Below are 15,591 nucleotides of genomic sequence, written 5' to 3' on the forward strand. Positions count from 1 at the left end.
GCCGCGATGCCCGCCGGTGGACCCATCCGCATCGGTCTCGTCGGCCTCGGCAAGATCGCGCGCGACCAGCACCTGCCGGCGCTGGACGCCGTGGAGGGCGTCGAGCTCGTCGCGGTGGCCAGCCGCAACGCCGCCCACGACACGCTTCCCTCCTTCGATTCGGTCGAGGCGATGCTGGCGTCCGGCATCGAGATCGACGCCGTCTCGCTCTGCACGCCCCCGCAGGGGCGCTTCGAGCAGGCGGCGGCCGTCCTGGCGGCGAACAAGCACCTGATCCTGGAAAAGCCGCCGGGCGCGACGCTCTCGGAGGTGGAGGCGCTGAAGCGCATGGCGGCCGAGAAGGGGCTCGTCCTCTTCGCCACCTGGCATTCGCGCTTCGCGCCGCAGGTCGAGGCGGCGCGCGCCTTCCTCGCCGACGCCGCCATCCGCTCGGTCTCGATCGAGTGGAAGGAGGACGTGCGCAAATGGCATCCCGGCCAGCAATGGATCTGGGAGCCGGGCGGCCTCGGCGTCTTCGATCCCGGCATCAACGCCCTGTCGATCGCGACGCGCATCCTGCCGCGGCCCTTCCGCCTCGTCTCCTCCGACCTGTTCTTCCCGGAGAACCGCGCCGCGCCGATCGCCGCGAGCCTCTCGTTCCGCGATTCGGCCGAGGTGCCGGTCTCGGCCGAGTTCGACTGGCGGCAGACGGGCCCGCAGACCTGGACGATCTCGGCCGAGACCGACAAGGGGCGCTTCGAGCTGACCCATGGCGGCACGCGCCTCGTGATCGACGGCGCGGAAGCCCCATCGGCCGGCATGGAGGAAGAGTATCGCGGCATCTATCGCCGCTTCGTGGACCTCGCCCGCACGGATGCGAGCGACGCCGACTTCTCGCCCTTCATCCACGTCTGCGACGCCTTCACCCTCGGCCGCCGGCACGTGGTGGACGCCTTCCACGACGAGGCCGCATGAGCGCCGCGCCCGCGAACCTGACGCGCGAACCCTTCGGCACCGCGCCGGACGGGCGCGCCGTCGAGCGCGTGACGCTTCACGGCGCGGACGGCTTCGCTGTGTCGCTGATCTCCTACGGCGCGGCGGTGCAGCGGCTCCTCGTGCCCGACAGCGAGGGGCGGCTCGCCGACGTCGTTCTCGGCCACGACGATCTTTCCGGCTACATCGAGAGCCGCGACTTCTTCGGCGCGACGATCGGGCGCGTCGCCAACCGCATCGCGGGCGGTCGCTTCATGCTGAACGGCCGCACCATCCGCGTCGAGCCGAACGACGGGCCGAACGCGCTCCACGGCGGCGGCGTCGGCTTCGACCGCTACGTCTGGGACATCGCGGAAACGGAGGAGGGCGCCTCGCCCGCCGTCACGTTCCGCCGCCGCAGCCCGGACGGCGAGGAGGGCTTCCCCGGCAATCTCGACGTCGCCGTCACCTATCGCGTGTCCGACGGCTTCGATCTCGAGATCGAGTTCACCGCCGAAACGGACATGCCGACGGTGGTGAACCTCACCAACCACTCCTTCTTCAATCTCGGCGGCGGCGAGAACCTCGTGCCCGTCTACGATCACGAGCTGCGCATCGCCGCGGAGCACTACAGCCCGGTCGATTCGCGCGCGATCCCGAAGAAGGGCGCGCCGGAGCCCGTCGAGGGCACGCCCTTCGATTTCCGCGAGGCCGCGCCCATCGGTGCGCTGATCCGCTTCGACCATCCGCAGCTGAACAAGCCGGCGCGCGGCTACGACCACAACTTCGTGCTCGCCAACGACGCCCGCGACGTCCCGGCCTTCGCCGCGCGCGTGCGCGATTCGCGCTCGGGCCGGGTGATGGAGCTGTGGACCGACCGGCCCGGTCTCCAGTTCTATTCCGGCAACTTCCTCGACGGCTCGGTCCGGGGTAAGAACGGACGCGCCTACCGGCAGGCCGACGCCTTCTGCCTGGAGCCGCAGGACTGGCCCGACGCGCCCAACCGGCCCGACTTTCCGTCCGTCCTCCTCGATCCGGGCCAGACATACCGCCATCGCAGCCTGCTGCGCTTCTTCAGCGCGGCTCCGGCCGCTTCTCGGGATACCCGCAAGCCATGACGACCAACGGTTCGCACGACCTCACCACCACCTCGGGCGCCGGCTCGAAGCTGCGCTCGCGCGCCTGGTTCGACAATCCGGCCAATGCCGACATGACCGCGCTCTACCTCGAGCGCTACATGAACTTCGGCATCAGCCAGGAGGAGCTGCAGTCCGGCCGCCCGATCATCGGCATCGCGCAGACCGGCTCGGACCTCAGCCCCTGCAACCGCCACCACCTGGAGCTGGCGCACCGCCTGCGCGAGGGCATCCGCCAAGCCGGCGGCATTCCGATCGAGTTTCCGGTGCACCCGATCCAGGAAACGGGAAAGCGCCCGACCGCCGGCCTCGACCGCAATCTCGCCTATCTCGGCCTCGTCGAGATCCTCTACGGCTACCCGCTCGACGGCGTGGTGCTGACCATCGGCTGCGACAAGACGACGCCCGCCTGCCTCATGGCGGCGGCGACCGTGAACATTCCGGCGATCGCGCTTTCCGTCGGCCCGATGCTGAACGGCTGGTTCCGCGGCGAGCGCACGGGCTCGGGCACCATCGTCTGGAAAGCCCGCGAGCTGATGGCCAAGGGCGAGATCGATTATAACGGCTTCATCAAGCTCGTGGCGTCCTCCGCCCCGTCCACCGGCTACTGCAACACCATGGGCACGGCGACGACGATGAACTCGCTCGCCGAAGCCTTGGGCATGCAGCTGCCGGGCTCGGCGGCGATTCCCGCGCCCTATCGCGACCGCCAGGAGGTCGCCTATCGCTCGGGCCTGCGCATCGTCGAGATGGTCGCCGAGGACCTGAAGCCCTCCGACATCCTGACCCGCGACGCCTTCATCAACGCCATCCGCGTGAACTCGGCGATCGGCGGCTCCACCAACGCGCCGATCCACCTCAACGCGCTCGCCCGCCACATGGGCGTGGAGCTGACCATCGACGACTGGCAGACCTATGGCGAGGAGATCCCGCTCCTCGTGAACCTCCAGCCGGCCGGCGAATATCTCGGCGAGGACTACTACCATGCCGGCGGCGTGCCGGCGGTGGTCAACCAGCTGATGGGCCAGGGGCTCATCAACGAGGACGCGCTCACCGTCAACGGCCGCACCATCGGCGACAACTGCCGCGGCGCGAGGATCGAGGACGAGAAGGTCATCCGCCCGTTCGACCAGCCGCTGAAGGTCCATGCCGGCTTCCGCGTGCTGAAGGGCAACCTCTTCGATTCGGCGATCATGAAGCTTTCGGTGATCAGCCAGGAGTTCCGCGAGCGCTACCTCCTCAACCCCGACGATCCCGACGCCTTTGAAGGGCGTGCGGTGGTCTTCGACGGGCCGGAGGACTACCACCACCGCATCGACGATCCGGCGCTCGGCATCGACGAGCACACGGTCCTCTTCATGCGCGGCGCCGGCCCGATCGGCTATCCCGGCGCGGCCGAGGTCGTGAACATGCGCGCGCCCGACTACCTCATCAAGCGCGGCGTCACTTCGCTCGCCTGCATCGGCGACGGGCGCCAGTCCGGCACCTCGGGCAGCCCGTCGATCCTCAACGCCTCGCCGGAAGCGGCGGCCGGCGGCGGCCTCGCGCTTCTGCGGACCGGCGACCGCGTTCGTATCGATCTCGGCCGCGGCTCGGCCGACATCCTGATCTCGCAAGAGGAACTCGACGAGCGCCGCGCGGCGCTGGAGCGCGAGGGCGGCTACAAGTACCCCGCCAACCAGACGCCCTGGCAGGAGATCCAGCGCAACCTGGTCGGCCAGATGCAGACCGGCGCCGTTCTCGAGAACGCCGTCCAGTACCAGCGCATCGCCCAGACCCGCGGCGTGCCGCGCGACAACCACTGAGGCCGGCCGCCATGGAGCAGGTTCCGCTCACGATTTTGTCGGAGCACCGCTGCCATCTCGGCGAGGGGCCGGTCTACGACCCCGCGACCGGCTCGGCCTGGTGGTTCGACATCCTGGAGCGCAAGCTCTTCGAGGCCGACATCGCGGCCGGATCCGTGACCGTGCGGGACCTGCCCCTGATGGCCTCGGTGCTGGCGCCCATCGACGAGGCGCGCCAGCTCCTCGCCGCCGAGAACGGCCTTTACGTCCGCGAGGCCGCGACCGGCACGCTGACCCTCCTCCAAGCCTTCCCGGACGCCGATCCGCGGCTGCGCTCCAATGATGGGCGCGTCCACCCGTCCGGCGCTCTGTGGATCGGCACCATGGGCCGCAAGGCGGAGGAGAAGGCCGGCTCGATCTGGTGGTTCCGCGAGGGCGAGATCCGCCGCATCTATCCCGGCGTCACCATCCCGAACGCCATCTGCTTCTCGCCCGACGGGCGCACCGGCTACTGGACCGACACGAACGAGGGCATCCTTTGGCGCGTCGATCTCGATCCCGAGACCGGCCTGCCTGCGGGCGAGCCCGCGATCTTCTTCGATCATCGCGGGGGCGTCGGCGGCCTCGACGGCGCGGTGGTGGATGCCGAGGGACACGTCTGGTGCGCGCGCTGGGGCGGCTCCTGCGTCGACCGATATGCCCCGACGGGCGCGCGCGTGCGCACCGTGCGCGTGCCCGCCTCGCGGCCGAGCTGCCCGGCCTTCGTCGGGGCGAACCTCGACCGCATGCTCGTCACGACGGCGAGCGAGGGCATGAGCGACGAGGACAAGGCGGCCGAGGACGGCTGGGGCAGGACCTACCTCCTCGACGTCGGCGTGGCGGGGATTCCCGAGCCGCGCGCGAAGGCCTTCTCCTCGTGAGCGCCGCGTCGAACAGCCTCCTCGTCGGCGACTGGGGCACGTCGAGCCTGCGCTTGTGGCGCTTGGCACCGGACGGCGGGGTTCTCGCCGAAGCGCGCGGCGCCGACGGCCTCACGACCGTCGCCGACCGCGCCTTCGAGGCCGTGCTGGAGCGCCATCTGGCGACCCTTGGCGCAGGATCCGGCGAGCCGGTGGTGCTGTGCGGCATGGTCGGCGCGCGCACCGGCTGGGTCGAGGCGGCGTACCTTCCGGTGCCGCTGGACCTTGCGGGCATCGCGCCCGAAGCGACGCGAGTGCCCGGCATCCGCCGTCCTGTCTTCATCCTGCCCGGCCTGTCGCAGAACGATCCGGCGCGCCCCGACGTCATGCGCGGCGAGGAAACGCAGCTCCTCGGCCTCGCCGCCCTCGAGGGCGGGACGCCGAGCGGCCTCGTCTGCATGCCCGGCACCCATTCCAAGTGGGTGCGGCTCGACGAGGGGCGCTTGTCCGGCTTCTCGACGGCGATGACCGGCGAGGTCTTCGCGCTTCTGCGCCGGCATTCGGTTCTCGCCGGCGTCCTCGACGGGCAGGCGCTCGCCGATCCCGCCTCGGCCGCCTTTGTCGGAGCCGTGCGCGAGAGCCTGGAAGCGCCCGCAGAGGTCCTGTCGCGGCTCTTTGCGCTGCGCGCCGGCTTCCTTCTTCACGGAACGCCGCCGTCCGAGAACCTGTCGCGCCTGTCCGGCCTCCTGATCGGCGCCGAGATCGCCGCCGCACGCTCGCGCTGGGGCAACCTCGACGGCGTCCGGCTCGTCGCCTCCGGCGCCATGGCCGAGGTCTATCTCGCCGCGCTGCAGGCTGCCGGCATTCACAACCCGAGCGTGTCCGACGCGGACGCCTGTTCGCGCGCCGGTCTGCTTTTGGCGGCGCGGCGCCTGACGGCACGCTCCGCCAGCGAGGCCGCCGCATGAGCCGCACGCCCTTTCCCCGCCTGAAGACCGGCCTCGTCGCCATCCTGCGCGGCCTGACGTTCGACGAGGTCGAGCCGGTGGTCGGCGGCCTGATCGAGGCGGGCTTCGAGGCGATCGAGATCCCGCTGAACTCGCCCGACCCCTTCCGTTCCATCGAGCGGGCGGTGCGCCTGGCGCCGGACGGCGTCTTGATCGGGGCGGGCACCGTCCTTCAGCCGGCCCAGGTCGACCGTCTCGCCGAGGTCGGCGGGCGCCTTCTCGTCAGTCCCAACATCGACCCCGCCGTGATGGAGCGGGCGAGCGCCCACGGCATGGTCACGATGCCCGGCGTGATGACGCCGACCGAGGCCTTCACGGCGCTCGCCTGCGGTGCCTCGGCGCTGAAGTTCTTCCCGGCGAGCCTTCTCGGGCCGGCGGGCATCAAGGCGGTCAGGGCCGTTCTGCCGAAGGACGCCGTCGTCGGCGCCGTCGGCGGCGTCGGGCCGGCCGAGTTCGCATCCTACGCCGCGGTCGGCGTGTCGGTGTTCGGGCTCGGCTCGAATCTCTACGCGCCGGGCATGGATGCGGAGGAGGTCAACCGGCGCGGGAGCGAGGCGGTCGCCGCCTATCGCGCCCTCGACATTTAATCCGACCGCTGGACAAAATACGCGCACCCGACTAAGCGAGGTGCGCTGCAAAGCTTCGACGGTGCGCGAGGGGAGGCGGGGTTCCTCCGCTGCGCACCGGCGACGGACGGGTGGAGGCATGTCGCCGCCGCCATTGCAGGGAACCCGCGGCCGCGATGAGCGCGGTTGCATCGGGAGGAGTCTTTATCGATGAGAATGATGGCAAAGCTCGCCTCGGCGATCGCGCTGGGCGCCATGGTCTTCGCCGGCGCGGCCAGCGCGCAGGAGAAGGGCACCGTCGGCGTCCTGATGCCGACCAAGGCCTCCGCCCGCTGGATCGCGGACGGCGACAACATGGTCAAGCAGTTGCAGGAGCGCGGCTACAAGACCGATCTCCAGTATGCCGAGGACGACATCCCGACGCAGATCAGCCAGCTCGAGAACATGGTCGCCGCCGGCGTCCAGACGCTGGTGATCGCCTCGATCGACGGCACCACGCTGACCGACGTGCTCCAGCAGGCGCACGACAAGGGCATCAAGGTCATCGCCTATGACCGCCTCATCCGCAATTCGCCGAACGTCGACTACTACACGACCTTCGACAACTTCCAGGTCGGCGTGCTCCAGGCCCAGTCGATCGTCGACGGCCTGAAGCTCGAGACCGAGGCCGGCCCGTTCAACATCGAGCTGTTCGGCGGCTCGCCGGACGACAACAACGCCTTCTTCTTCTACGACGGCGCGATGAGCGTGCTGCAGCCCTATGTCGACAGCGGCAAGCTCGTGATCCCGTCGGGCGAGACCGGCATGGATCGCGTCGGCACCCTGCGCTGGGACCCGGCCGTCGCCCAGGCCCGCATGGACAACCTCCTCTCGTCCTACTATGGCGACAAGACGGTCAACGCCGTTCTGTCCCCCTATGACGGCCTGTCCATCGGCATCATCTCGGCCCTGACCGCCGTCGGCTACGGCTCGGGCGACAAGCCCATGCCGATCGTCTCCGGCCAGGACGCCGAAGTGCCCTCGGTCAAGTCGATCCAGAACGACCAGCAGTACTCGACAATCTTCAAGGACACCCGCGAGCTGGCCAAGGTCACCGTCGACATGATCGACGCGATCGGCCAGGGCAAGGAGCCCGAGGTCAACGACACGAAGACCTACAACAACGGCGAGAAGGTCGTTCCGTCCTACCTTCTGAAGCCGGTCCTCGTCACCAAGGACAACATCAAGCCGGTTCTGGTCGACAGCGGTTACTACACCGAAGCCCAGATCCAGCCCTGATCCAACGGATGGCGGGGCGCGAGAAGCGCGTCCCGCCGATCCCCTTCGGGCGCCCTCGCGGGCGCCCGTTCGTCCTTCGGTCCGCCCCAAGCTTCGGGAGAGCGCCATGGCACCGATCCTCGAGATGCGCGGCATCACCAAGACGTTTCCGGGGGTCAAGGCCCTCGACAACGTCAACCTCACCGTCGAGCAGGGCGAGATCCACGCCATCTGCGGCGAGAACGGTGCCGGCAAGTCGACGCTGATGAAGGTTCTCTCCGGCGTTTATCCCGCCGGCTCCTACGAAGGCGACATCGTCTATGACGGCGAGGTCCGCTCCTTCCGCGACATTCGCGATTCGGAACACGTCGGCATCATCATCATCCACCAGGAGCTGGCGCTGGTGCCGCTCCTGTCGATCGCCGAGAACATCTTCCTCGGCAACGAGATCTCGCGCGGCGGCGTCATCGACTGGAACGAGTCCTTCCGCCGGGCCGAGGAGCTGCTCCGCCAGGTCGGCCTGTCCGAGCCGCCCACCACCCTCATCAAGGACATGGGCGTCGGCAAGCAGCAGCTCGTCGAGATCGCCAAGGCGCTGTCCAAGAAGGTGCGCCTCCTCATCCTCGACGAGCCGACGGCCAGTCTCAACGAGCGCGACAGCCAGGCGCTCCTCGACCTCCTCCTGGAGTTCAAGCGCCAGGGCCTGACCTCGATCATGATCAGCCACAAGCTGAACGAGATCTCGCGCGTCGCCGATTCGATCACCGTCATCCGCGACGGCTCGACCGTCTCGACGCTCGACTGCAAGGCGGGCGTGAGCGAGGATCAGATCATCCGCGACATGGTCGGCCGCCAGCTCGACGACCGCTACCCGCCCCGCCACCCGAAGATCGGCGACGTCCTCTTCGAGGTGAAGAACTGGAACGCCTACCACCACCTCAACACCCAGCGGCAGATCGTGAAGGACGTGTCCTTCAACGTGCGCCGCGGCGAGATCGTCGGCATCGCCGGCCTCATGGGCGCGGGGCGGACCGAGCTTGCCATGAGCGTCTTCGGCCGCTCCTACGGCCGCAACGTGTCGGGCGAGGCGCTGATGGGCGGCCGGCCGGTGGACGTCTCGACGATCCCCAAGGCGATCGCCGCGGGCCTCGCCTACGTCACCGAGGACCGCAAGCAGTACGGCCTGCTTCTCGACGACGACATCCGTCAGAACATCTCGCTGGCCAACCTCCCCGGCATCGCCAAGGGCGGCGTCATCGACGAGGATCGCGAGCGCAAGGTCGCCGAGGACTACCGGTCGAACCTGCGCATCCGCTCCTCCGACATCTTCCACAAGACCCTGAACCTCTCCGGCGGCAACCAGCAGAAGGTGGTGCTGTCGAAGTGGCTGTTCTCGGACCCGGAGCTCCTGATCCTCGACGAGCCGACCCGCGGCATCGACGTCGGCGCCAAGTTCGAGATCTACTCCATCATCGAGCGGCTCGCCGGCGAGGGTAAGGGCATTCTCATGATCTCGTCGGAAATGCCCGAGCTCCTCGGCATGTGCGACCGGATCTACGTCATGAACGAAGGGCGCTTCGTGGCCGAGTTGCCGCGGGGCGAGGCGACGCAGGAAAGCATCATGCGCGCCATCATCCGCACCGCCGGGAGGACCGCTGCATGAGCATCAAGACGATCGACGAGGCAGGCTCCCGCTCGGAAGCCGGCGCCAGCCTCGACTACTTCAAGAGTCACCTGCGCGAATACGGGATGCTCGTCGCGCTGGTCGCGATCATCCTGTTCTTCGCGATCTACTCCTGGGCGACGGGCCGGCCGACCTTCGTTTCGGCCTCGAACCTCACCAACCTGTTCCTCCAGAACAGCTACGTGATCATCATGGCGATCGGCATGCTGCTGATCATCATCACCGGCCACATCGACCTGTCGGTCGGCTCGCTCGTCGGCTTCATCGGCGCGGTCGGCGCGGTGCTGATGGTGCTCTACGGGATACCCGTTCCGCTCGCGGTGGTGATCTGCCTCGGCGTCGGCGCGGCGATCGGAGCGATCCAGGGCTACTTCGTCGCCTTTCTCAGGATTCCCTCCTTCATCGTGACGCTGGCGGGCATGCTGGTCTTCCGCGGCCTCACCTTCATGACGCTGGGATCGTCCTCGTCGATCTCGCCGATCCCGCCCTCGCTCCGCGCGCTGTCCACCGGCACGATCCCGGACTTCCTCCCGGTTCTCGGCCTCGCCAACTCGGCGACCATGATCATCGCGGTGGTGGTCGCCGTCGCCTTCGCCGGCTTCGCCTTCGCCAAGCGCTCGCGCAAGGCGAACCTCGGCACGGTTCACGAGCCGCAGGGGTTCTTCTACGGCCGCGTCGCGCTGGTGACGCTCGCCATCCTCTACATGGGCTACCTCCTCTCCACCAACCGCGGCCTGCCCAACGTCCTGATCCTGATGGCGGTGCTGATCGCGATCTACGCCTTCGTCACCACCCGCACGACGATCGGCCGGCGCGTCTACGCCGTCGGCGGCAACGAGAAGGCGGCCAAGCTCTCGGGCGTGAAGACCGAGCGCATCGTCTTCCTCGCCTTCGTCAACATGGGCGTGCTCGCGGCCGTCGCCGGCCTCGTCTTCTTCGCCCGCGTCGGTTCGGCGACCGCCAAGAACGGAACGGGCCTCGAACTCGACGTCATCGCGGCCTGCTTCATCGGCGGCGCCTCGGCCTATGGCGGCGTCGGCAAGGTGACGGGCGCCGTCATCGGCGCCTTCATCATGGGCGCGCTGAACATGGGCATGCAGAGCGCCATGCAGCTCTCAATCGACTACCAGCAGCTGGTGAAGGGCCTCGTGCTCCTCGCCGCCGTGTCCTTCGACGTCTACAACCGCAACAAGGCCTGAACCGCGCCTTTCGTCGCAGCATCGGGCCGGCCGTCCTTCCCAGGGCGGCCGGCCTTTTCGCGCGCCCTAGAATGCCGGCTGTCGACCCTCTTCGCCGGAGCCGCACCCCGTGATCGAGCCGCAGCGCATCCAGACCCTCAAGGACGCGCCCGTGCGCGAGGACGGCACTTACGTCCTCTACTGGATGCAGCAGTCGCAGCGCGCCCGCTTCAACCCGGCGCTGGAGCTCGCCGTCCGCGAGGCCAACGAGCTGGGCCTGCCCGTCCTCGTCTGCTTCGGCGTCACCGGTTTTCCCGAAGCGAATGCCCGGCACTACGACTTCATGCTGCAGGGCCTCGCGGAGGTGGAGGCGGCCCTCGACGCGCGCGGCATCCCGTTTCTGATCGCCGAGAGCCCGCCGAACGACCTGGCGCTGGCACTGTCCGGCAAAGCGGCGCTGACCGTGTGCGACCGGGGCTATCTCGCGGTTCAGCGGCAATGGCGGGACACGCTCGCGAGCCGCATCGACTGCCGCCTCGTTCAGGTCGAGGGCGACGTCGTGGTGCCGGTGGAGACGGCCTCCGCCAAGCACGAATACGCCGCCCGCACCCTGCGCCCGAAGATCGTGCGGCTGCGCGACGCGTTCATCGCCGAGCTGCGCTCGGGGCCCGTGACGGTGAAGGCCGCGTTGTCGGACCTCGCGCTGCCGCGCCATCCGGAGCGGCTCGACCTGTCGAAGATCCCGGCGATCCTGGACCGGCTGAAGCTCGACAGGGCGGTCGGACCGATCCGCCGCTTCGCCGGCGGGGAAGGAGCCGCCCGCAAGCGCCTGAAAGCCTTCCTCGACAAGGCGCTGCCGACCTATTCCGACGGGCGCAACAAGCCGGAAGCCAGCGTCGCCTCGCACCTCAGCCCCTATCTCCACTTCGGCCAGATCTCGCCCGCCGAGATCGCGCTCGCGGCGCGCAAGGCAGGAGAGAACGGCGACAACACCGCCGCCTTCCTGGAAGAGCTGATCGTGCGCCGCGAGCTGGCGATGAACCACGTCTTCTTCTCGGAAGGCTACGACAGCTACGCCGCGCTGCCCGCATGGGCGCGCGAAACGCTGGAGACGCACGCCGGCGACGAGCGCCCGCACCTCTACACAAAGGCGCAGTTCGAGGCGGGCGAGACGCACGACCGCTACTGGAACGCGGCCATGCTGGAGATGCGCGCCACCGGCTACATGCACAACCACCTGCGCATGTATTGGGGCAAGAAGGTCCTGCACTGGTCGAAGGGGCCGGAGGAGGCCTTCGAGACGCTCCTGTCGCTGAACAATCGCTGGTTCATCGACGGGCGCGACGCCAACTCCTTCACCAACGTGTCCTGGGTCTTCGGCCTTCACGACCGCCCGTGGGGCCGCCAGCCGGTGTTCGGCACGGTGAGGACCATGGGGCCGAACACGTTCAGGAAGTTCGACGCGGACGCCTACGTGAAGACGGTGGAGCGGCTGGCCGAGGCGGAGGAGTAAGGCACGGCGTCGACGCTTCTCCCTTCTCCCGCCGGCGGGAGAAGGTCGCGGCAGCGGGATGAGGGGCCCGAGGGGCGGGCGAGACGCCTGGCTCGCCCAAGGGTTCCGAAGGCGAGCATCGCGGTCGCGAAGTTCCTCGTTGGGCCGCTCCCGCGGCCGACACCCTCACCCGGCGCTTCGTGCCACCCTCTCCCGCAAGCGGGCGAGGGGAGGCGCTCCGTCCGGCTCCGGTCGGGTCTCTCAGCCGCCCTTCGCCACCTCGTCCAGCCGCTTCAACCGGCCGAGCAGGGCCGGCATGGCGTCCAGCGGCACCATGTTCGGGCCGTCCGAGGGCGCGTTGTCGGGGTCCTCGTGGGTCTCGATGAAGAGGCCGGCGACGCCGACCGCGACCGCCGCGCGCGCCAGCGTCTCGACGAAGCGCCGCTCGCCGCCCGAGGAGGAGCCCTGGCCGCCCGGCTGCTGCACCGAATGCGTCGCGTCGAAGACGACCGGCGCGCCGAGGCTCGCCATGATCGGCAGCGAGCGCATGTCCGAGACGAGCGTGTTGTAGCCGAAGGAAGCGCCGCGCTCGGTGAGGAGCGCGTTCGGATTGCCGCTCTCCGTCACCTTGGCGAGGACGTTCTTCATGTCCCAGGGCGCGAGGAACTGGCCCTTCTTGATGTTGACGACGCGCCCCGTCCCCGCCGCCGCGACGAGGAGGTCGGTCTGGCGGCACAGGAAGGCGGGGATCTGGAGGATGTCGCAGGTCTCGCCGGCGATGCGCGCCTGCTCCTCGGTGTGGATGTCGGTGAGGACGGGCAGGTCGAGCTCGCGCCGGATCTCCTCGAAGACCGGCATGGCGGCCTCCATGCCGATGCCGCGCCGGCCCGAGATGCTGGTGCGGTTGGCCTTGTCGTAGCTCGCCTTGAAGACGTAGCCGAGCCCGAGCTCGGCGGTGAGACGCTTCATGCGCTCGGCGATCATCAGGGCGTGGTCGCGGCTCTCCATCTGGCAGGGGCCGGCGATGAGCGCGAAGGGCAGGGCCTGACTGAAGGAAACGCCGCGCAGGCGCACTTCGGCATTGGGCTGGGTCATGGACGGGGCTCCGCGGCTGGTTCTCGGCCGCGGCATAGCACGCCGTGGCGCCGGGTTCGACCGCCTCAGCGGTCCTCGGCGAGCCGGGCGGCGACGAGGTCGGCGAGCGCCAGCGAAGCGGTGAGCCCGGGCGACTCGATGCCGAAGAGCGCGACGAGGCCGGGCAGCCCGTGCTCGGCAGGCCCATGGATCGCGAAATCCGCGTCGGGCTCGCCGGGGCCGACGATCTTCGGCCGGATGCCGGCATAGTCCGGCCGCAGCCGTCCGGCCGGCAGGTCGGGCCAATAGGAGCGGATCGCCGCCTCGAAGCGCTCCGTCGGCGGCGCGCCGAGTCCGTAGTCGATCGTCTCGATCCATTCGACGTCCGGCCCGAAGCGGGCGCGGCCCGCCATGTCGAGCGTCAGGTGGATGCCGAGCCCGCCCGGCTCGGGCACGGGATAGACGAGGCGCGAGAAGGGCGCGCGAGCGTCGAGCGCCATGTAGCGCCCGCGGGCGAAGCGCGTGCGCGGCGCGCGGTAGGGACGCTCCGCCATCGCCTCGAGCGCCTCGGCGAACGCGTTGGAGACGAGGCCCGCCGCCAGGACGAGCCGCGCGGCGGACACTTCCGACACGCCCGCCTCGTCGCGGATGCGCAGGAGGAAGCCCTCCGGGCCCGCCCGCTCGATGCCCAGCACTTCCGTTCCGTAGACGACCTGCCCGCCGGCCGTGGTCAGGTCGGCGTCATAGGCCTGCATCAGCGCGTGGCTGTCGACGATTCCGGTGGAGGGCGACAGCAGCGCGCCGGCGCTGCGCAGTTCCGGCTCCAGCCGGGCGACCTCGCCGGCATCGAGCCGGCGGAGGTCCGACACCCCGTTCGCCGCGGCCCGTTGGGCGATGGCGTCGAGGCGGGCGAGCTGGGCCGGTCCGGCCGCGGTGACGAGCTTGCCGAGCCGGCGATGGGGAACGCCGCGCGCCTCGCAGTAGCGGTACAGCGCCTCGCGCCCCTCGACGCAGGCCCGAGCCTTCAAGGAGCCCTGCGGATAGTAGAGGCCGGCATGGATCACCTCCGACGAACGCGAGCTCGTTTGGGCGCCGAACCGACGATGTCGTTCGAGAACGATCGTCTCGTGGCCCCGCAGAGCCAGGGCCCTGGCGGCGGCGAGGCCGACGACGCCCGCGCCGACGACGACGGCATCGAGATCGGGCAGGGGACCACTCCTTGGTCGACGGTTTCCTGGACTGCCAGAATCCATAAGGACGCCGCGAGGCGCTGTCACCAGCCGCGATGGATCTCGGCTCGGCGCGGCGAGCGGCCGTCCGCCAGGCCGAGATCGCGCTTCTGCCAGTCCGGCATCCACGCCTCGTCGAGACGGCCGCGGCGTCCAACTGCCGATCTAGGCCAAGCGGCGTAGGAGGCGACCAGAAGCACGGTCGCGGCGATGTTGCCCCAGAGGGGGGAGAGAAGGCGCAGCGGGATCATGGGACGGGCTCCGATCGGGATGGTGAAGCGCGGCCGATGCGTCCCATGTGCGCTCTTGCCAATCCATGCGGTTCTCGATCAGGGTGCATAAGGAGGCCTTATGCGATGAGCCGCAATCTTCCGCCCTTGTCGGCCGTGCGCGTCTTCGAGGCCGCGGCGCGCCACCTGAGCTTCACCCGTGCCGCCGCCGAACTTGGCATGACGCAGGCGGCCGTCAGCTACCAGATCAAGGTGCTGGAGGAGCGCGTCGGCGCGCCCCTGTTCCTGCGCGGCAAACGCAAGCTCACCTTATCGGATGCGGGGCAGCGCATGTCGGGCCCCAGCACCGAAGCGCTCGACCTGATCGCCTCCGGCTTCGACGCGGCGCGCGGCAATGCCGTCGGCGTCCTGTCGATGAGCGTGGTTCCGACCTTTGCCGCCGGCTGGCTGGCGCGCCACCTCGGCGAGTTCCAGATGGCGCATCCGGACATCGCCGTGCGCCTCGGCATCTCGACGGATATCGTCGGCTTCGATTCGGCCGGCGTCGACGTCGCGATCCGCGGCGGCCGCTTCGTCGAGGTGTCGGAACTCGACAGCTTCAAGCTCCTCGACGCCGCCTTCACACCGATGATGAGCCCCGATCTGATCGAGCGGATGGGCGGCCTCGCCTCGCCGGCGGATATCCTGCGCTACCCGCTGATCAGCCCCGGCGATTCTTGGTGGGACGTCTGGTTCGAAGCGGCCGGCGTACCCTGGCAACCGAAGGAGCGCGAGCGTGGCTGGGGCATGGGAACGCAGCACCTGGAAAGCCTTGCCGCCATCGCCGGCAACGGCGTCGCGGTGCTGACCCCCTTCTTCTATCGCGAGGAGATCGCGGCCGGCCGCCTCGTCCAGCCCTTCGGCATCGTTTGCACCGAAGCCTTCGCCTACCGCCTCTGCTACCCCCGAAACCGCCGCAACAGCCCCAAGATCCGGGCCCTCCGCGACTGGCTCGTCGGGCACTTTCCTCAGGACGCGGCCTGAAAACGAATGGGGCGGCACCAGGGCCGCCCGCATCGGTCGTATTCGAAGATGGTGCCGGTTCAGCCGGCGTGAGGCGATGCG

General features: G+C 69.4%; 14 protein-coding genes. 11 read left to right on the forward strand and 3 right to left on the reverse strand.

The annotated features are described in order from the left end of the window. Nucleotides 1-6 precede the first annotated feature (6 nt). From FZN60_RS08140 to FZN60_RS08185, 10 genes are all read left to right on the forward strand, one after another. Entirely contained in the window at nucleotides 7-954 is a 948-nt protein-coding gene (locus FZN60_RS08140) for a Gfo/Idh/MocA family protein (protein ID WP_158872956.1), read from the forward strand. Continuing rightward, the gene (locus tag FZN60_RS08145; protein WP_158872958.1) at nucleotides 951-2,069 is read left to right on the forward strand and encodes an aldose epimerase family protein; all 1,119 of its coding nucleotides are present in this window, start codon (nucleotides 951-953) and stop codon (nucleotides 2,067-2,069) included. Before FZN60_RS08140 ends, FZN60_RS08145 begins: the two co-directional genes overlap by 4 nt. Next, nucleotides 2,066-3,892 carry an IlvD/Edd family dehydratase gene (locus tag FZN60_RS08150; RefSeq protein ID WP_158872960.1) on the forward strand — a complete coding sequence of 609 codons (1,827 nt, stop codon included), beginning with the start codon at nucleotides 2,066-2,068 and terminating at the stop codon, nucleotides 3,890-3,892. Before FZN60_RS08145 ends, FZN60_RS08150 begins: the two co-directional genes overlap by 4 nt. A gap of 11 nt (nucleotides 3,893-3,903) precedes the next feature. Beyond that, complete coding sequence (locus FZN60_RS08155) at nucleotides 3,904-4,791, forward strand: SMP-30/gluconolactonase/LRE family protein (RefSeq protein ID WP_158872962.1); 888 nt, start codon at nucleotides 3,904-3,906, stop codon at nucleotides 4,789-4,791. Further along, a complete protein-coding gene (locus FZN60_RS08160; RefSeq protein WP_158872964.1) occupies nucleotides 4,788-5,738 on the forward strand; it encodes a 2-dehydro-3-deoxygalactonokinase in 951 nt (316 codons plus the stop codon). Before FZN60_RS08155 ends, FZN60_RS08160 begins: the two co-directional genes overlap by 4 nt. Continuing rightward, a complete protein-coding gene (locus FZN60_RS08165; protein ID WP_158872966.1) occupies nucleotides 5,735-6,364 on the forward strand; it encodes a 2-dehydro-3-deoxy-6-phosphogalactonate aldolase in 630 nt (209 codons plus the stop codon). Before FZN60_RS08160 ends, FZN60_RS08165 begins: the two co-directional genes overlap by 4 nt. Nucleotides 6,365-6,553: 189 nt before the next feature. Continuing rightward, complete coding sequence (gene chvE, locus FZN60_RS08170) at nucleotides 6,554-7,621, forward strand: multiple monosaccharide ABC transporter substrate-binding protein (protein ID WP_158872968.1); 1,068 nt, start codon at nucleotides 6,554-6,556, stop codon at nucleotides 7,619-7,621. 106 nt (nucleotides 7,622-7,727) lie between these two features. Beyond that, entirely contained in the window at nucleotides 7,728-9,263 is a 1,536-nt protein-coding gene (gene mmsA / locus FZN60_RS08175; protein WP_158872970.1) for a multiple monosaccharide ABC transporter ATP-binding protein, read from the forward strand. Further along, a complete protein-coding gene (mmsB, locus tag FZN60_RS08180) occupies nucleotides 9,260-10,483 on the forward strand; it encodes a multiple monosaccharide ABC transporter permease (RefSeq protein ID WP_158872972.1) in 1,224 nt (407 codons plus the stop codon). The genes mmsA and mmsB overlap by 4 nt, the downstream gene beginning before the upstream one ends. Before the next feature lie 109 nt (nucleotides 10,484-10,592). Then, the gene (locus FZN60_RS08185) at nucleotides 10,593-11,975 is read left to right on the forward strand and encodes a deoxyribodipyrimidine photo-lyase (protein ID WP_246726649.1); all 1,383 of its coding nucleotides are present in this window, start codon (nucleotides 10,593-10,595) and stop codon (nucleotides 11,973-11,975) included. 240 nt (nucleotides 11,976-12,215) lie between these two features. On the opposite strand, the gene kdsA is transcribed toward FZN60_RS08185, so the two are convergent. The 3 genes from kdsA to FZN60_RS08200 all read right to left on the reverse strand — a co-directional run bounded on the left by kdsA (nucleotide 12,216) and on the right by FZN60_RS08200 (nucleotide 14,508). Next, a complete protein-coding gene (gene kdsA, locus FZN60_RS08190) occupies nucleotides 12,216-13,049 on the reverse strand; it encodes a 3-deoxy-8-phosphooctulonate synthase (RefSeq protein WP_158872974.1) in 834 nt (277 codons plus the stop codon). 65 nt (nucleotides 13,050-13,114) lie between these two features. Further along, complete coding sequence (locus FZN60_RS08195; protein WP_199266516.1) at nucleotides 13,115-14,281, reverse strand: NAD(P)/FAD-dependent oxidoreductase; 1,167 nt, start codon at nucleotides 14,279-14,281, stop codon at nucleotides 13,115-13,117. 20 nt (nucleotides 14,282-14,301) lie between these two features. Continuing rightward, complete coding sequence (locus FZN60_RS08200) at nucleotides 14,302-14,508, reverse strand: hypothetical protein (RefSeq protein ID WP_158872975.1); 207 nt, start codon at nucleotides 14,506-14,508, stop codon at nucleotides 14,302-14,304. Nucleotides 14,509-14,613: 105 nt separating this feature from the next. On the opposite strand from FZN60_RS08200, the gene FZN60_RS08205 reads away from it, so the two are divergent. Then, a complete protein-coding gene (locus FZN60_RS08205; RefSeq protein WP_158872977.1) occupies nucleotides 14,614-15,510 on the forward strand; it encodes a LysR substrate-binding domain-containing protein in 897 nt (298 codons plus the stop codon). Nucleotides 15,511-15,591: the final 81 nt, after the last annotated feature.

The organism is Antarcticirhabdus aurantiaca (genome assembly GCF_009765365.1).
In the GTDB taxonomy this organism is placed as follows: domain Bacteria; phylum Pseudomonadota; class Alphaproteobacteria; order Rhizobiales; family Rhizobiaceae; genus Antarcticirhabdus; species Antarcticirhabdus aurantiaca.